Here is a 17,575-nt window from a genome sequence, read left to right as displayed (position 1 = left end):
CCCCACGGGGGGAGGGCGGGCGACGTCCGCGCGCCGGGTGGCCGGCGGGTTCCGGCTCCCCCCGGGCCGGAACCCCCGCCCCCACGCGGGCGAACCGTCCACCTGTGGTGCCGCCCCGGAGGCCGCCGCTGCCCTGATCGGAGACGGCCTGGCCGGGAACGGAAGCGGAGAACCGCGGCCGCGATCGCCATTCTGGGCACGCGGCCCCCACCCCCGCATGGGGGACCGGCCCCCATGTTCTTACGCGCCCCGGGATCCCCCGCACCCACCCGGCTTGATCAAACTCTTGTGCGAACCGTCTTCCGGCTGACACGCTCTGTGCCGTGACCACTCCTCCGAGCGACGCGACGGCCACGGCCACGGCCCTGACGGGACGCTGGTGGGAGCCGGGCCTGCGCCCCGGCGAGCCCGCGCGTGACGGCCGCCCCGCGTGGGCCGCCTTCGTCGAAGAAGCGGTCGCCGGCGCCGGGGCACCGCGGACACCCACGGGACCGCTCCCCGGAACCACCGGATTCCGCCCGGTCGTGGCGCCGCTCGTCCGGACCGCGCTGACCCGCGTGCGCACCGCGATCCCGCCGGAGCTCGCCGACCTCCCCGCGATCCGCGCCCGGTTCGCCGACGACCTCGCGGACGCCCTCACCCGGCAGGCCGCCCGCACGCTCGTCCTGGAACTCCACGCCGCCCGGACGAACGGCCAGCTGCCAGGCGCCACCCCAGAGAATCGTTTCCGCTCCTACATCAAGGCGACGGCCCACCAGTCCGGCCTCTCGGGCCTCTTCCACACCTACCCCGTCCTGGCGAGGATCCTCGCGCAGACCTGCCTGGCCGCCACCGAGGCACTCACCGACCTGCTGAACCGGTTCGCCGCCGACCGGGCGGACATCGTCACCACGCTGCTCGGCGGCACCGACCCCGGCCCGCTCACCGCCGTCCACCGCACCGGCGACCAGCACCGACGCGGCCGCACCGTCGCCGTACTGGGCTTCACCACCACGAAACGGGTCGTGTACAAGCCACGCTCCCTACGGACCCACCACCACTTCAACGCCGTCATCGACCGGTTCAACGCCCAGCCCGGCTCGCCCGGTCTGCGCGCCGTCGCCCTGCTCTCCCGGGACGGCTACGGCTGGACGGAGTTCGTCGACCGCCGCCCGTGCACGACGCCCCGGGACGTCGAGCGCTTCTACCTCCGGCAGGGCGCGTGGCTCGCGCTGCTGCACGCCTTCGACTGCACCGACCTGCACTTCGAGAACCTCATCGCGTGCGCGGACCACCCCGTACCGGTCGACCTCGAAACCCTCTTCCACCCGCCCGCACCGCAGCGGCCCGAGGAGTCCGTCGACCCGGCGGCCGTCGCCCTCGCCGCCTCGGTGCACCGGACCGGCTTGCTGCCGCGCCTGATCCTCGGTGACGAACAGGCCGTGGACGCCTCCGGGCTGGGCGGCGACGCCGGAGCCACCGTGCCCGGGGAGTCCGTGCGGTGGGAGGAGGCCGGCACCGACCGGATGCGGCTCGTCCGCCACTCCGGCGAACTCCACGGCGGCGCCAACCGCCCCACCCTCGCCGGCACGGACGCCGACCCGGCCGACCACGCCGACGCCCTGCTCGACGGCTACCGCCTGGCCCGCCGCATCCTCGCCGACGACAGGGACGGACTGCTCGCCCTCCTGCCGGCGTTCGCCGACGACGAGACCCGCGTCGTCGTCCGCGCGACGGCCGACTACGCCACGCTGCTCGACGAGTCCACCCACCCCGGCCTCCTGAAGGACGCGGCCGACCGGGACGCCCTGCTCCGGGACGCCCTCGCGGACGGCACCGACCACCCCGGCTGGACCGGGCTGGCCGACGACGAAGCGGCAGAGCTCTGGAACGGCGACGTACCCGTCTTCACCACCCGCCCGGGAACGGCCGACCTGTGGACCGGCCAGGGCAGGCGCGTGCGCGGCGCACTGGACCGCCCGGGCCTCGACCGGGTCGGGGAGCGGCTCGGGCAACCCTGCCCCCACCAGGAGTGGATCATCCGCGCGGCCATGACGAGCCGCTCGGCCACCCCGGCCCACCAGCCGGCCCCCACCCCGCCCAGGACTCCCCGCCCCGGCGCCCGACCCCCCTCCCCCGCCGACCTCCTGAACGCCGCCCGCCGGATCGGCGACACCCTCCTCGACGAGGCCCACCGCACCACCGGCCGAATCAACTGGATCACCCTCGAACTCCTCGGCGACCGCTACTGGCAGCCCGCCCCCGCCGGCGCCGACCTGGGCGGCGGCTACCCCGGCCCCGCCCTGTTCCTCGCCCAACTCGCCGAGCTCACCGGCGGGGACCGCTACGCCGAGGCCGCCCGCCAGGCCCTGCGCCCGGTGCCCGAACTCCTCGACCGACTCACGGCCCGGCCCGCGGAACCGCCACTGATCGGCTCCGGCGCGTTCACGGGCCTCGGCGGCCTCACCTACGCGCTGAGCCGGCTCGCCGTCCTCCTGGACGACCACGAGATCGCCGCCTGGCTCGCCCCGGCCGTCCAACTGACCGCCGCAGCAGCCGAAGCGGAACACTCCCCCACCCTCGCCGAGGGCACCGCCGGCGGCCTCGCCGCCCTCCTGGCCGTCGGCACCGCCGAAGCCCGGCAAGGCGCCCGCCGCTGCGCGGACGCGCTGCTCTCCCGCACGCTGCCCACCCAGCACGGCTTCACCACCGGAACCGCCGGCATCGGATGGGCACTTCTCCGCTTCGCCGAGACCGAGGACGACAGCACGGAACACAAGCGAGCCGGGCTGGCCGCACTGAACGCCGCCGCCACCTCGCCGACCCCCCGGTCGACGTGGTGCGAAGGCGCGCCCGGAATCGCCCTCGCCATCGCCGACAGCGGAGCCGCACAGGCCGACGAACACCTCAGCCACCACGTCAAGACCACCACCGAACGCACGGCCGCAGCCGGCCCACTCCCCACCCACAGCCCGTGCCACGGCGAACTCGGCGTCCTCGAACTGCTCGCCCACGTGAAGGACCCGGCGCTCGGCACCCGCACCACCGCCCTGCTCGCCGCACTCGACCGGGCCGGCCCGGTCTGCGGCACCCCGTCCGCCGTCCCGGCCCCCGGCCTCCTGACCGGCCTGGCCGGCATCGGCCACGGGCTGCTGCGGCTCGGGTTCCCCGACCACACGCCTTCGGCGCTGCTCCTGCGAGCGCCGATCGAACCACGGCCGTCACACCGGACGCCGTGACCCCCCGAACGAGAGGAAGAGCCATGGACATCCACGAGACCGTCCGTCGCCGGACGTCGCCGATCGTCGCCCAGGAAGCGGCCCAGGACGACCCGATCGGCGCGATCCGCCTCCGCCCGACCACCACCGGCCTGCTCACCCGCCGCGCCGAACTGATGGGCACCCGCGACCGCAGCAAGTGCACGATCGAGACGGTGACCTTCCGCTAGCCACCACTCACCCGACGGCCGGAGCCGGGGAGCCCAAAGCCCCCCGCCCCCGGCCGTCGGCACACCCGCACCGATGCACCCACCCCACCCCCTCACCTCCGCACCCCCTCCGCCACCCCCGGCGAACCCCACCCACCCGAAAGCCCACCCCACGCCCCACACCCCGCGCAGCGGCCCCCGCCCCCACCCGCAACCGCCTGCCCGCCCCGGGATTTTGGCAATCGTTTTGTCAACTTGTTCATACGATCAACTACCCTGCCGACATGCGCATCACTTCGCCGGTCACCATCGGCCGTCAGGAAGAAATCTCCCTGCTGGAGAGATCCTTGACGCAGCTTCGGGAGAGCACCGGCCGCACGGTGTTCCTGGTCGGCGAGCCCGGAATCGGCAAGTCCCGGCTGGTCGACCACTGCGTCCAGCAGGCGGCGGACCGCGGCATCCCGGTGCTGCGCGGCCGCGGCAGCATCACCGGCGGCGGAACCCCGTTCCGTCCGCTGTTGGAGGCGCTGTCCTCGCACTTCCGCACCACCGCCCCACCCGCCGACCCCGAACTGCTCCCCTACCGTTCGGCCCTGGCCCGGGTCGTCCCGGAGTGGCGGAACGCCGCCGCCCCCGGCCGCACCGAGAGCGTCGTCGAACTGGCCGAGGCGCTGCTGCGCCTGCTCGCCGTGATCGGCCGGGACGGCGGCTGCGTCCTCGCCCTGGAAGACCTGCACTGGGCGGACTCCGAGTCCGTCGCCGTCACGGAGTACCTCGCCGACAACCTCGGCCGCCTGCCCGTCCTCCTCCTCGCCACCGTCCGCCCGGACCCGGGCACCGCACTGAACCTCGCGCGGAGCACCGAGCGCCGTCGCGTCGCCACCGTCGCGACGCTGCGGCCGCTGACCGCTCCCGAGATAAGAGCCCTGGTGGCCAGCTGCCTGGACGCCCCGGCCGCCGACGTACCGGACGCCGTCGTGGAGCGGCTGGTCGCCCGCAGCGACGGCAACCCGTACCTCGCCGAGGAACTCCTCGCCGACCTGGTCGACTCCAAGCTGCTGAGCACCACCACCGACGACCCACAGGCCGCCGACGGCCCACAGGCCACCAACCGCTCACAGGCCGCCGGCGGCTGGCACGTCACCGGCGACCTCGACACCACCGTGCCGACCACCGTCGTGCAGAGCTTCGGCCACCGCCTCCTGCAAGTCGACCCCCCGCTGCGCGACTTCCTCCTCCTGGCGGCCACCATCGGCCCGCGCTGCTGCGTCTCCGCCCTGCGGACCGTCACCGGACTCGACGACCCCACCCTGTTCAGCCGCCTCCGGGCGGCGACCGAGGCGCACTTCCTCGTCCCCGACGACTCCTCTCCGCACGACTACGCGTTCCGCCACGCGATCACCGTCGATGCCGTGCTCGCCGGCATCCCCGCCGCGCAGCGCGCCGCACTCGCCCGCCGGGCCGCCGACGCGCTGCGCGAGGACGGGCCGCCGACCCCCGACCGGTGCCAGCTGGTCGCCGACCTGCTCGTCACCGCGGACGACCGCCCGGGCGCGGCACTGCTGCTCGCCGAGGCCGGTCGGCTGACGATGGCCGACGGCGCCTCGGCGTCGGCGGTGCTGCTGCTGGAACGGGCCGAGTCGCTGGCCGGCCCGGCGCACCGGGCGGAGATCACCGAGTCGCTGGCGCACGCGCTCGCCGAGGACGGCCGGTTGGACCGGGCGTTCGCGCTGGCCGGCACGCTGCCGACGCTCGGTTCGACGACGCTGGCCGCCGACCGCATGGTCGCCCTGCACACGCGGCTGGCCTGGGCCGCCGTCGTGGCCGAGCGGAGCGCGGAGACGGTCGCCCAGGTGGCCGCGGCCCGGGCCCGGCTGCACAACGGCGGCGCGCCGGAGCAGGCCGCCGCACTGGCGGTCGTCGAGGCGCACCTGGCCCTGCTGCCCGGCGAGGAGGAGCGGCTGCCGGACGCCGAGCGGCTCGCCGAGGAGGCGGCGGACATGGCCGAGCGGGCCGGGCTGCCGGTCCTGGCCTGCCAGGCCTGGCAGGTGCTCGCGATGCTCTCCCGCACGCACGGCTTCGACGTCGCCGACGGCTGCCTGGAGCGGATGCTCGCCGTGGCCGAGACGCACGGGCTGCCGGGCTGGCGGTTCGAGGCGCTGATCCGGCTGGGCGGCAACGCGTTCATGCGCACCGGCGAGGCGCGGCGGCTGGAGCAGGCGAGGGCGGCGGCCGAGGACCTCGGCTCGATCGTGCTGAGCCAGCGCACCGAGGGGTTCCTGGCGATGCACGCCGTCCTCTCGGGCGATCCGGCGACGGCCGAGGAGATCATCGGGCGGTGCCTGGACGCGGCCGGCCGGATGCGCAACCACGCGACGCACCGCTACCTGCTGCTGACCTCCGCGACCCTGGCCGCCCACCAGGGGCGGCGGCGCACGATGGAGCACGTCCTGCGGGCGTTCCGGCAGGCGGGCGGCGAGGGTTCACTGCTGACGCCGGTGATGCTCGGCCTGTGCCGGGCCATGTGCGCGCTGCTGGAGGAGGACCGCGCGACGGCGGACGCCGAGTTCGCGGCGGCGGCGGCCTGGGAGGCCGAGCACCCGAACGTCTACTTCCTCGCCGGGCGGTACGGCCTGCGCCCGCTGCTGGCAGTGCTGGCCGGCACGGCGGGCTGGGCCGAACACGCCGCCGTCGCCGCGTCGCCGGGCGCCGAACTCGCGTGGAACCGGCAGTTCCTGGACCTCGCCGAGGCGGTGCTGCTGGGCCGGGAGGGCCTGGCCGCCGAGGCCGCCGAGGCGGTCGCCCGGGTCCGGCGGGATCCCGGGCGCTTCCCCACCGGGCACCACCTGGGGCTGCGCCTGGTCGCCGAGGCCGCGCTCGCCGACGGCTGGGGCGACCCGGTGGCCTGGCTGCGGACCGCCGAGGAGTACTTCCACGCGCTCGACGTCCCTCCGGTGGCGGGCGCCTGCCGCGCGCTGCTCCGGCAGGCGGGGGTGAACGTCGCCCAGCGCCGCAGGGGCCGCGAGCTGATCCCGGCCGGGCTGCGCGCCCAGGGCGTCACGCCGCGCGAGTACGAGGTGCTGGCGCTGCTCGTCGACCGTCCCGGCAACCAGGACCTGGCCCGGCTGCTGTCGATCTCGCCGCGCACGGTCGAGAAGCACCTGGCCAGCCTGATCCAGAAGACCGGCCGCCCCGACCGGGCCGCACTCTGCCGGCTGGCCGCGGACCTGGCCGTGCACGGGTAGGGCACGCCCTGGGGCGTGTCGCGCGTACCGGGCCCGGTGGCGACGCGGCCCGGAGCCCGGTCACCGGGACAGTTCGTCGAGCAGGAAGTCCGCCGGGCAGCCGTGGTGCGCGCGGTGCAGCACGCGCAGCACGCCCGCCGAGCCGGTCAGGTAGTCGCAGGCGAAGCGGGACACGGCCTCGCCGGGCTCGGAGAGGAAGGCCCTGCGGACGACGTCGAGCCGACGCAGGGCGGTCTCCCGGTAGGCCCGGTCCCCGGTGATCTCGGCGGCGTCGAGCAGGGCGTCGGCGACACCGACCGTGCCGGAGCTGTGGCCGTGGCCGTGGCCGAAGCCCCGGCCGGGCACGTCCAGCGCGCGCAGCACGGCCCGCGCGTCGTCGAGGCCGCCGTAGCGCAGCAGTACCCTGGCGATGCCGGCGCCGCCCGCCTCGACGTACGGTCCCATGGCGCCCTCGTGCTCGAACACGGGCACGCCGTCGACGAGTCGGGCCTGCGCCAGCTCCCACGCGAGGGCGGCGCGACCGAGCCCCAGATGGCTCTCGTCACCCGTGACCTGGTACAGCCTGAGCAGGAACATCGCCACGCCGGCCTGGCCGAAGGCGAGACCCGTGAGCGGACCGGCCACGGAGAACTCGCTGCACTCCTCCAACTCGCCGAACGCGCCGAACTCGCCGAACTCGCCGATCCAGTAGGCGTGTTCGCCGTCGCGCCGCACGGTCTCGCGCAGTGCCCGCGCGCAGTCGAGGGCGGCGGCGAGGTCGCGTTCGTCGTGGCCGCGCACGTAGAAGCGCAGGTTCGTCATGCCGACGCCGGCGAGGCCGCAGTAGAAGGAGTGATCGCCCGACTCGGCGGCCCGCCGGTTGGCCAGGGCGAGCAACGTCCGTGCCTGGCCGCGGAATCCGAGCTCGTCGGAGGTCCAGGCGAGGCCGGCCAGGCCGTCCATGAGACCGGCGGGGTGCGTTGCCGGGTCGACCGCGTCGAGCCGCTCGCGCAGCCACTCCTTCCAGCCGGGCCGCAGCGGGACGCCCGAGGCGTCCAGCGCCCACAGGACGCCGCTCGCACCGAAGCCGAGGCTCAGCGGGTTGGTGGTGCGGGCGAACGGGTCCGCGGGGAACAGCGTGCTGCACGCGGGGTCGGCGGCGGCCGCGACGAAGGCCGCGATACCGGCCACCGCCGTCCCGAACTCGTCCGGTTCGTCGCGCATGTCTTCCTCTGCGGTTCGTGCGGACGACCGCCCTCGATGGCCGGGAGGACGGCGCGATCCGTGCGGGGACGCTGCCCGCTGCCCCCGCACGGATCCGCCGGAGCAGCATCGGGTGGAGTTGCTGCTGCTTCGCGCCGGACTTCCCTCCGGCACACACAGAGCCAACACCGTCCGCCGCCCGCCCGCATGAGGGATCGGACCCCAGAATTCCGCCCGCCCCACCCACGTATCCGGCGTCCGCCGGGCGCGTCCCACGAATCAGCCGGGCGCGACCCGCGAATCAGCCGCGCGCTGCCGCTCGGCCGACCACCGGGAGCACGTTCAGTTCCTCCTCCGTCAGCACCAGTTCGGCCGCGGCGGCCGAGTCCCGGATCGTCTCCGGCCGGCTCGCGCCCGGGATCGGCAGCATCACCGGCGACACGGCCAGCAGCCAGGCGAGCGCCACGCGCTGCGGGCTCACCCCGCGCCCGGCCGCGACCTCGGCGAACCCGCCGCTCCCGACCGCGTCCGCCCGTCCGATGCCGCCGAGCGGGCTCCAGGGCAGGAACGCGAGGCCGAGTTCGGTGCACAGCTCCAGCACCGGCCGGTGCTGCAGGAACGCCGGTGAGAAACGGTTCTGGACGGACACCAGGGCGTCACCGAGGATCCCGCGCGCCTGCCGCACCTGCTCCACCGAGACGTTGGAGATGCCGGCCGCCCGGATCTTGCCCTCGTCGTACAGCTCGCGCACCGCGCCGAGCGAGTCCTCGTACGGGACCCGCGGGTCCGGGTAGTGCTGCTGGTACAGGCCGATCGCCTCGACGCCGAGACGGCGCAGCGAGCCCTCGCAGGCCCGCTTGAGGTGGGCCGGATCGCCGTCGATGGTCCAGGAGCCGTCGCCGGGCCGGCCGCGGCCGCCCTTGGTGGCGACCAGCACGCCGTCGGCGCCGGGGCCGTACGCGGCGAGGGCGCGGGCGACGAGGCGTTCGTTGTGGCCGTACTCGTCGGCGTGCCAGTGGTAGGAGTCGGCGGTGTCGATCAGCGTGATGCCGGCGTCGAGTGCGGCGTGGACGGTCGCGACCGCCCGTTCCTCGTCGGGGCGGCCCTCGACGGAGAGCGGCATGGCGCCGAGGCCGATCGCGCTGACGTCCAGGGATCCGAGGCGGCGGGTGGCGGTCATGCGGCGGCTCCTCGTCGAAGCGTCTCGGCGACGAGCTCGGGCAGCCAGTCGCGGGTGTGGGAGAAGGAGTAACCGAGCTGTTCGGCACGGGAGTTGTCCATGCCGTAGTAGCGGTCGAAGGAGAACGGCGAGGCCTCGTCGCCGGGCGCGGGTGCGGCCGTCCGGTACGAACTCCCCTGCGCGATCAGGTCGCAGAGGTCCGTGGCCGTCAACTCGCCGTGCGAGCAGGCGTTGACGGCCCCGGTGAACCGCGCGCCGGCCGCCCAGTGCAGGACGTCGGCCATTTCTGCCTCGTGCGCGTACGAGGAGGGCAGGTTCGCCGGGTGGACGGCCACCGGGAGCCCGGCCTCGATCCGTTCGCGGTAGTGCGCGAGGCGCCCGGTGAAGTCGTCGGCGCCCAGCACGTGCCCGGCCCGGACGGCGACGAACGGGAACGCGTCACTGCGGGCCAGCACCGCCTCCGCCTGCCGCTTGCCCTCGCCGTACGATCGATCCCTGAACTTCCGGTCGGTCCACGGCAGTTCCAGCCGCACCGGCCACCGGGCCGGATCGACGACGTCCTCGCCGAGCGGCACACCGGCCGGCCGGTCCTCCCCCGTGTCGTACACCTCGATGGTGGACGTCATGACGTACCGCCCGACCCGCCCGGCGAACGTCCGCACGGCTCCCTCGGCGTGCAGCGGCGTGTAGCAGACCTGGTCGACCACGACGTCGAACTCCCGGCCCGCGAGCACCGCGCCCAGCGCCGCGGCGTCCTCCCGATCCGCCACCAGCCGCTCCACCCCGGGCGGTGGGGGCACCGACCCCCGGTTCAGCACGCTCACCCGCGCTCCCGAGTCCCGCAGCCGGGTGACCAGCCGCCGCCCGAAGTAGCGGTTCCCCCCAATGACCAGCACGTTTTCCATGCCCACAAGTGTTACCGTGCGGCGTCATCTGATGAAGGGGAGATCATGGGAGTTCAGGCGCTTCGACCGAAAGACCGACGGCAGACGGGCCCGGCCGCCGACGATTCCTCAGGACGGTCCGCCGCGCGCCCCGAGAGCGCCCTGGACGCCGTCGACCTGCACCTCCTGGAGCTCCTCCAGACCGAGGGCCGCATCACGCTCAGTGAGCTCGGCCGCCGCGTCAGTCTCAGCCCCGCCGCCGTCGGCGAACGCGTCCGCCGCCTCGAAGCCGACGGCACCGTCACCGGCTACGCCGCCCAGGTCTCCCCCGCCCGCCTCGGCTACGGCATCCAGGCCTTCGTCCGCGTCTCCCCGCACGCGCGCGTGACCGTCAAGTACCTCCGCAGCCAGGAACTCGTCCACCGCCCCGAGGTCCTGGAGGTCCACCACGTCATCGGCGAGGACTGCTGGATCTTCAAGATCGCCGCCCGCGACACGACCCACCTGGAAGAACTCATCGAACTCATCTCCATCCTCGGCCGCACCACGACGTCGGTGATCCTCTCCTCCCCCGTCACCCGGAACGCCGTCCTCCCGCCGCCGTCCCTGTAGCCCCCGTCATCAGCCCCGGCAACCGGCGGCCGACCCCGGGCTCCGCAGCGCACGTCGTCCGAGCGGCCCAACCCGATGAGCGCCGGACCGTCCGCCCGGCGGACCCTTGCCTGAGATGGCCCCGGCCACCCAGCCGGGGCCGAATCGACGGATCGGAGGGCGAACGATGCCCAACATCCCGCCCCAGGACCATGCCGTCCCGCACGTCTCGACCGTCCCCGCGAACCTCAACGAGCACGTCGAGCTGTTCGTCCGCGAGTACGACGGGACCAAGCCGCACCACGACCCCGAGCCCGTCCTGATGCTGCACGGCCGCAGCGTCCCGGCCCTCGCCGGCTTCGACCTCCAGCACGACGGGTACAGCTGGGCCCAGGACCTGGCCCAGGCAGGCTACGACGTGTTCGTGATGGACCTCCAAGGCTCCGGCCGGTCACCGCGGCCGGAGATGGACAACCCGTGCAACGCCAACCCCGCACAGCAGAAGGCCGACCTGGTCCCCAACCCGCTGGCCGCGCCGTGCCCCCCGGCCTACCCGAAGCAGCTGGGCAACTCGCAGAGCGAGTGGGACGAGCTGAACACGGTCGTCGAGTTCGTCAGGAAACTGCGGAGCGTGCCACAGGTCGCGTTCGTCGGCTGGTCCGCGGCCGCCTTCGTGATGGGACCGTACGTCCTGCAGCATCCCGGCAAGGTGAGCAGCCTGATGCTCCTGGCGCCGATCTACCCGCCCCGCGGCAACGCGAGCAAGCCGGGCACCCGGTTCGGCGCACCGCATCCGCTGCCCCTGACCACCCCGGCCGCCCAGTTCGGCTTCCCGATGAACCTCCTCACGAAGGCCGACCTGACGCACGTGTGGGACCCCGAGCTGAAGTGCGCGGGCCAGCGGGAGAGCGGCATGGTCGACGTGGTGTGGGCGGCCATCATGGACAACGACGCCGTCGGCAAGACCTGGGGCCCGCTGAACTCCGGCGTGCCGGAGGGCGTCTGCCGGTTCCGCAACTCCTTCTGGTGGGGCTGGAACGACGCGACGGTGCCGCTCGACAACACCCTCGGCACGGTGGTGCCCGTCCTCCTCGTCTACGGAGAGGACGACACCCAGGCGATCCACCCGACGCCGGACGACAAGACCAACTTCTCGGTCCCCGCCCTCTATGCGGCCATCCCCGGGACCGACAAGCTGATGATCAGAGTGGCCTGCGCCGGCCACCAGATGGTCTGGGAGAACCGCGCCAAGGACCTGCACCACATGGCCCGCGAATGGCTCAAGCACACCGCCGTCGACGGGCTCAAGAGCGGCAGCTACGCCCTGGACACGAACGGCAACTACACCCCCTACCCCTGACCACCAACCCCCACCCCGAGACCCCTGCCGATCACCGGCGGGGGCCTCGGCGTTCTCCGGCGCATGGCATCTATTGCACCCGGTAAATGTCGCCAACTCGGTTTATTCTTATGGTCATTCGCATCGAAAGAGGAAACAGGAAACACCACGGACTCCCGTTTGACCGGCGCGATCGCATGCCAGGATTCAGGGCGGAAGCGAGGGGAGACCGCTTCCGGCCCACTCGATTCGGCGGACGCCCGAACGAACGGATCCAGAAACGGGGGTTGGCATGCACAGGACTGCAGTGTCGTCCGACGAGTTCGGCCCGGAACTCCGCCGACGGCGGATCGCCGCAGGCCTCACCCTCACCCGGCTCGCCGAGCTGCTGAGCTACAGCAAGGGCCACCTCAGCAAGATCGAGCGGGGCCACAAGGCGCCGCCGCCCGAGTTCGCCCGCCGCTGCGACGCCCAGCTCGACGCCGCCGGCGAACTGGAGCGGCTGCTCACTACCGAACCACGGACGCCCCGGTCCACCGGAGGCCCCGACGGACCGGGCGGCGAAGCACCGCCGGCACACGGCCGACACGAGGATGTCCGCCGCTCCGAAGGGCTGGGCAGGCGGCAGCTCCTCGCCGCCGGGGCGACGTCACTGATCGGCGGAGGGCTCGCCGCTCCCCCGCACCCGGTTCCCGCCCTGAAGCCGTCCATCCCGACGACGGCCATCACGGACTCCGCACCGGTTGAGATCTTCCGAGCCCAATTCGACCAGATGCGCCAACTCGGTCAGACCACCGCACCCGGCACACTCCTGCCCCTGCTCACCGTCCAGATCCGCACCCTCGGCGACCTCGCGGCCCGGACCGACGCCGCGAACCGCACCCGCTTGCTCGCACTCGCCGCCCGATACGCGGAGTACGCGGGCTGGATGGCTCAGGAGGCCGGTGACGACGACGCCGCGCTCTCCTGGACCGCCCGCGCCGTCGAGCTCGCCGAGGCGGGCGGGGACCACCACCTCGCGTCGTACGCCCTCGTCCGGCGAGCCCTGATCACCTTCTACGCGGGAGACGCGGCCCAGACCGTCCAACTCGTCGAGCCGGCCCGGAACGGCGGCCTGCCGCCCAGGATCCGCGGGCTCGCCGCCCAGCGGGAAGCCCAGGGCCACGCCCTCGCCGGTCACCGCGACGCCTGCCTGCGCAGCCTCGACCGCGCCAGGGAACTTCTCGCCAGGGCGGACGCCGAAGAAGGCACCGGATCACCCGCTCTCGGCACCACCAGCCTCGTCGACCCGGCGGCCATGGTCACCGGCTGGTGCCTGTTCGACCTCGGCCGGCCGGACCAGGCCGCCGAGGTGCTCGACCGCGAGTACCCGCGAATCCCGGTACACGCCATCCGCAGCCGCGCCCGCTACGGCATTCGCCGCGCACTCGCCCACGCCGCCGGCGGCCGGCCCGAGCACGCCGGGGCCCTCGCCGCGGAGCTCCTGCCGCTCGTGCCCGCTCTGCACTCGGCGACCATCCGGGCCGATGTCCGCCGGCTCGCACGCGAACTCCACCGGTTCCGGGCCGACGGTGCCGTGCGGGACCTCGAACCCCTGCTCGCCAGAGCCCTGCACCCGTAGACCGCACGCCGTCGCCCAAGCCCGGCTCCCACCCGTCCATCCCCGCTCCGAGAGGCGATCCGTCATGCCCGAAATCTTCGTCAACTACCGCACCAGCGACGAGGACACCACCGCCACCCTGATCGAGCGCGAGCTCTCGCGCCGCTTCGGCGACGAACGCGTCTTCCGCGCCAGCAAGTCCATCAGGATCGGCGGACGCTTCCCCCAGGAACTCCTGACCGCTGTCCGCCGCAGCACCGTGCTCATCGCCGTCATCGGCCCGCGCTGGGCCGACGCCCGCACGGCGGACGGCCGCCGCGCCCTCGACGACCCGGAGGACTGGACCCGGAAGGAGATCGCCGAGGCCTTCGAGAGCGGAGCCCTGGTCGTCCCAGTCCTCGTCGGCAGGACGACCCGCCTCAACCGCCACACCCTCCCGCCCGAGATCGCCGAACTCGCCGACTGCCAGTACCGGCGCTTCGACAACCGCGACGCCGACTCCGGACTCCGCCGCCTCGGCGACGACCTCGCCGAGGCAGTCCCCCAACTCGCCGAGGCCGAAGGGCAGATCACTGCAGCCGCGGGCGGCGTCGACACCCACAACGAGGTCGGCCGGGTCAACGGCAGCGTGATGCAGGCCCGGGACTACCGGCACGAACAGAGCGGAGGCATCGGCGCCGTGGGAAACGGCGTGGGCACGTTCATCAACAATGCGAGCGGACCAGTCCACACCGGCAGCGGCACCCAGAACAACACCATCCGCCACGGCGGCGTCGAGTTCCACGGCGACGGCAGCAACTACGTCGAACGCGGCACCGTCAACAACGACTTCACCGACCGCCGCGACCGTGAGGACCGCCACAGGTGACCGACCACGGCGACACGACGCGGATCCACAACGCCCAGGGGCAGACACACACGGGCAGCGGCACGCAGAACAACTACAACTACTACTTCGTCGCTGACCGGCTGATCCGCGAGGGCGGCGACCCACTCCGGATGGCGGTCGAACGGCGCCTGTGGCTCAGTCGGCGCTTCATCCCTCCCCCGGGATACGGCGAGGCGGCCAAACGCCTCGAAGGGGCCGGCACCGCTGTTCTGGTCTCCGGAAACCCCGGTAACGGGCGGCGGACCGCAGCAGTCGTACTGCTGCACCGCGCGGGCGGCAAGGACGATCCGTTCCGCGAGGTCGCCTTGGACGACCGACGAGACGAGCCGGCAGCGCTGTCGGCGGGCGAGCGCGTCCTGATCGACCTGTCGGGCATGTCGGAGCAGGAACTCGGCGACGCGCATAACCTGGTGAGATCGTACTGGGCCATGATCGAACGGTGCGGCGGCCGACTCGCGGTGGCCGCGGCCCGGGATCACGAGCACCGCGTCCAGTCCGACCTCCGTCAGTTGCTGGTGCCGATCGGACGTCCCGACGGCAGCGCCGTCCTGGCCCGGCATCTGCACTTCGAGCACATCGAGATGCCGTCCCTGGAACTCCAATCCTCCTCCCTCGGTGAGGTGCTGGCGTCCTCTCCCATGCGGGAACTGAATCGTCTGTCCGAGTTGATGGTCGAGGCACGGTCGCAGGGAGGAGAACCCGGCTCCTGGGCCGTCCAGGCCATCGCCGCTCTTCGGATGCGGCGCGAAGAAGCGGAGCGGCACATCGCCAGCCTGACAGAAGGACGTCAACGGGCACTGCTTTTCACGGCAGCGATGCTGGACGGGGCACCGGCAGACGCGGTCTTCCGGCTCTCCGACCGACTGTTGAGGACGCTCAGGCATCCCGAGGACGAACGCCCCCGGCTCGATCGGGCCGACCTCACGGCACGGCTCCCGGAGCTACAGGTGCAGGTGACGAAAGGGCGGGTAGGCTTCGGTTCGCTGGCGTACGGAGCGGCCGTACGCTCCCACTTCTGGTTCTACTACCCGGACTTGCGCGAGCCGATCGGGTCCTGGGTCTCGAGCGCGGTCAGAAGGACTCCGTACCTGGAGGAAACCGAACGCCGGAAGCTCGTCTCCCGGTTCACCGAACAGGCCCTGGCCTCCCGCGACATCCAACTGCTGACCGAGCTCGTCGAGGCCTGGGCGAAGGGAACCGGTTCCCTGCCCTCGGCAATGGCGGTCCTGGAACAGGGACTCGAGGACGAGCGGTCGGGTGCCGCGTTCCGCAAGAAGATCTACGACTGGTCGGTGGACACGCGTTCCCGTCCTCTTCTGGTCCGGGGCCTGGCACGGATCTGCGTCGACGTGATGGCTCCGCACCATCCCAACCAGGCACTCGTGCGACTGCACCAGCTCGCGCGACGGGAGGGAGCCCCGCACGACGCCCGGGCTGCTCTGTTCGAACTCCTCTGCAGACAGGAATGGTTGCACGAGGAACTACTCATCCGGTCCTGCGACGGGATGGAGCGGTCCTCGCCCTACCGCGCGGACGTCGGGATCTTCCTGGGGCTGGTCGACCCACTGCCCTCCAAGGCGCGGTACGACCTCCTGGTCCGCGGGTGGCGCGGAGTCCTCGATCTCGCGCCGCCGGACGTGTGGTCCCCCAAGGTCAGGACGTGGCTCTCGGCCGCCCGGCGCAAGCCCGGCGGCGGCGGGCGGCTGATGCGGATCCTGATCGACGCCGCCGACGGCCGGATCGACGTACTCAGCCGCTACTACATGCTGACGTACGACTGGTCCGCCGAACCCGACGACGACTCGCTGCCGCTCGGCCGGGCCGACGTCGCGGCACGCTTCCGCCGGGACATCGACCTCGCGCAGGGCATCGAACCACTGGACCTGACTGCGGCGGGAGTCCGCGGAGGGAGAGGGATGTGAAGGGCACGGGAAAGGCTCCGCTCGTCGGGCTGGCCCTTGCGGCCGGTCTGGTGACCGCGGCGCTCGGATTGTCCGCACGGTGGCCGGTCTGGCTATGGGCGGCGCCGGCAGCCGTGGCCGTGGTGCTGGCAGTGCTGCTGGCGCTGGCCCAGCCTCCGGCACCGGGGCCGAAGCCGGGTCCGGACGAGCCACCGTGGGAGGAGACCCACGTGAACGGGGTGGCGTTGCCGAGCCGGGTGCCGGACTATGACTTCCATTTCTCGGCGACGGTGTGGTGGCGCCCGATCCGGAACACGACCGGGCTGGTGCACGCGGACCCGGCGGGGCTAGCGGTCGAGACAGTGCTGGCCCGTGCCCGGGCGGTGACCGAACGCGAGGTGCCCGAGCGGCTCGACCTGGTGCTGCACCGGCTGAACGGTGTGCTCGGCACTCAGAGCCCGGACGTCTCGGGCCTGGTGGAGGCGATGGGCAGTCGGGTGGAACTCAGCCTCTCCGAGGACGACCGGGCCAGGCTGGGGAAGCTGTCCGAGGTGCGAAAGACCGAGGAGGTCTGGGAGCACGAGCGGCGGTACGAGCAGAGCAAGCGCGTGTACCTCGGTAAGGACGTCTTCAAGTCGCCCGGCAGTGCCGTGATGTGGTGGCTGGCGCGGCACGACGAGCAGATAGGGGAGGCCGTCGACATGATCGGCCCGCTCGCGCAGCTCTCGGCGGCGGCCAATGACGAGCCCGTGGACGAGCTCTACGAACACTTGGTCCCACGAACGGTCCCGTTTCTGGACGACGTGTCGCCCACCCCGCCTCGCCTGGACGACGACGGCAAGGGCAGCGCCGGAGCGGGCGGCCCCAGGCCACCCGGCCCAGGCGCACCGCCGATGGGGCCGCGGGTGGTCGGCCCTCTGAACGAACTGCTTGCGGACGTCGACCTTGCCGAGGACACCCCGGTGCGTCACGTCTACGCCCGCCGCGTGGCCGACGCCACCCATGCAGCCGGCCGACCCGAGGCCGCCCGACTGATCCGGGAGAGCCTGCTGGGTGACGACGGAGCAGACCCCGGCCCGACGGCCGACGCCCGGCAGCAGCCCGCCGCGGAACAGGACGACCGGCTTGGTTCGCGCTGGACGAAGCTCCATGACGTCGTCAACGGCCATGCAGGAAACGGGACTTCACCGGGGACGGAGGAAGCTCACGATCCGAAGTAGGGCCCCGTGCCGTTCAGGCCGCCGTGGGTCCAGAGCCAGAGGAGCCAGGCGTTCGCGAGGACGGCGGTGACGACCATCAGCCAGGCGAGGACCTTGAACCCGCGCCAGATGCGGTCCATCCGCCTTTCCTCCGCCTCG

Annotated in this window: 13 protein-coding genes; 9 read left to right on the top strand and 4 right to left on the bottom strand. The window is 73.1% G+C overall.

Annotated elements, in window-relative coordinates:
- The first annotated feature begins 323 nt into the window (after window positions 1-323).
- From ACFVU9_RS07905 to ACFVU9_RS07895, 3 genes are all read left to right on the top strand, one after another.
- Window positions 324-3,218, top strand: a complete 2,895-nt coding sequence (locus ACFVU9_RS07905; protein WP_387591093.1) for a type 2 lanthipeptide synthetase LanM family protein — start codon at window positions 324-326, stop codon at window positions 3,216-3,218.
- Between the two features lie 23 nt (window positions 3,219-3,241).
- Entirely contained in the window at window positions 3,242-3,427 is a 186-nt protein-coding gene (locus tag ACFVU9_RS07900; RefSeq protein WP_387591090.1) for a hypothetical protein, read from the top strand.
- Between the two features lie 263 nt (window positions 3,428-3,690).
- Window positions 3,691-6,651 (top strand): ATP-binding protein, encoded by a 2,961-nt coding sequence (locus ACFVU9_RS07895; protein ID WP_387591087.1) that lies wholly within the window; start codon window positions 3,691-3,693, stop codon window positions 6,649-6,651.
- 60 nt (window positions 6,652-6,711) lie between these two features.
- Here ACFVU9_RS07895 and ACFVU9_RS07890 read toward each other — a convergent pair whose 3' ends face one another.
- The 3 genes from ACFVU9_RS07890 to ACFVU9_RS07880 form a co-directional block, all read right to left on the bottom strand.
- Window positions 6,712-7,854 (bottom strand): lanthionine synthetase C family protein, encoded by a 1,143-nt coding sequence (locus tag ACFVU9_RS07890; RefSeq protein WP_387591085.1) that lies wholly within the window; start codon window positions 7,852-7,854, stop codon window positions 6,712-6,714.
- Window positions 7,855-8,134: 280 nt separating this feature from the next.
- On the bottom strand, window positions 8,135-9,013 hold the full coding sequence (locus ACFVU9_RS07885; RefSeq protein WP_380503300.1) for an aldo/keto reductase: 879 nt from the start codon (window positions 9,011-9,013) through the stop codon (window positions 8,135-8,137).
- Window positions 9,010-9,918 (bottom strand): NAD-dependent epimerase/dehydratase family protein, encoded by a 909-nt coding sequence (locus ACFVU9_RS07880; protein WP_380446183.1) that lies wholly within the window; start codon window positions 9,916-9,918, stop codon window positions 9,010-9,012. Before ACFVU9_RS07880 ends, ACFVU9_RS07885 begins: the two co-directional genes overlap by 4 nt.
- A gap of 45 nt (window positions 9,919-9,963) precedes the next feature.
- Here ACFVU9_RS07880 and ACFVU9_RS07875 point away from each other — a divergent pair, with 45 nt between their 5' ends.
- The 6 genes from ACFVU9_RS07875 (at window position 9,964) to ACFVU9_RS07850 (ending at window position 17,437) form a co-directional block, all read left to right on the top strand.
- On the top strand, window positions 9,964-10,509 hold the full coding sequence (locus ACFVU9_RS07875; protein WP_380446184.1) for an Lrp/AsnC family transcriptional regulator: 546 nt from the start codon (window positions 9,964-9,966) through the stop codon (window positions 10,507-10,509).
- 166 nt (window positions 10,510-10,675) lie between these two features.
- Window positions 10,676-11,848, top strand: coding sequence for an alpha/beta fold hydrolase (locus ACFVU9_RS07870; RefSeq protein WP_387591080.1), 1,173 nt, complete (start codon window positions 10,676-10,678; stop codon window positions 11,846-11,848).
- A gap of 271 nt (window positions 11,849-12,119) precedes the next feature.
- The gene (locus ACFVU9_RS07865) at window positions 12,120-13,448 is read left to right on the top strand and encodes a helix-turn-helix domain-containing protein (RefSeq protein WP_387591077.1); all 1,329 of its coding nucleotides are present in this window, start codon (window positions 12,120-12,122) and stop codon (window positions 13,446-13,448) included.
- A gap of 64 nt (window positions 13,449-13,512) precedes the next feature.
- Entirely contained in the window at window positions 13,513-14,295 is a 783-nt protein-coding gene (locus ACFVU9_RS07860; protein WP_387591074.1) for a toll/interleukin-1 receptor domain-containing protein, read from the top strand.
- Window positions 14,292-16,238 (top strand): hypothetical protein, encoded by a 1,947-nt coding sequence (locus ACFVU9_RS07855; RefSeq protein ID WP_387591071.1) that lies wholly within the window; start codon window positions 14,292-14,294, stop codon window positions 16,236-16,238. Before ACFVU9_RS07860 ends, ACFVU9_RS07855 begins: the two co-directional genes overlap by 4 nt.
- Window positions 16,235-17,437, top strand: a complete 1,203-nt coding sequence (locus ACFVU9_RS07850) for a hypothetical protein (RefSeq protein WP_387591068.1) — start codon at window positions 16,235-16,237, stop codon at window positions 17,435-17,437. The genes ACFVU9_RS07855 and ACFVU9_RS07850 overlap by 4 nt, the downstream gene beginning before the upstream one ends.
- Here the strand turns inward: ACFVU9_RS07850 and ACFVU9_RS07845 are convergent.
- Window positions 17,422-17,556, bottom strand: coding sequence for a hypothetical protein (locus ACFVU9_RS07845; protein WP_387591065.1), 135 nt, complete (start codon window positions 17,554-17,556; stop codon window positions 17,422-17,424). The genes ACFVU9_RS07850 and ACFVU9_RS07845 overlap by 16 nt on opposite strands.
- Between the last annotated feature and the right edge of the window lie 19 nt (window positions 17,557-17,575).

Source organism: Kitasatospora sp. NPDC057936, assembly GCF_042887525.1.
In the GTDB taxonomy this organism is placed as follows: Bacteria; Actinomycetota; Actinomycetes; order Streptomycetales; family Streptomycetaceae; genus Kitasatospora.
The sequence above is the reverse complement of the archived record's forward strand: the minus strand, read 5'-3'. Positions and strand labels throughout refer to the sequence as shown.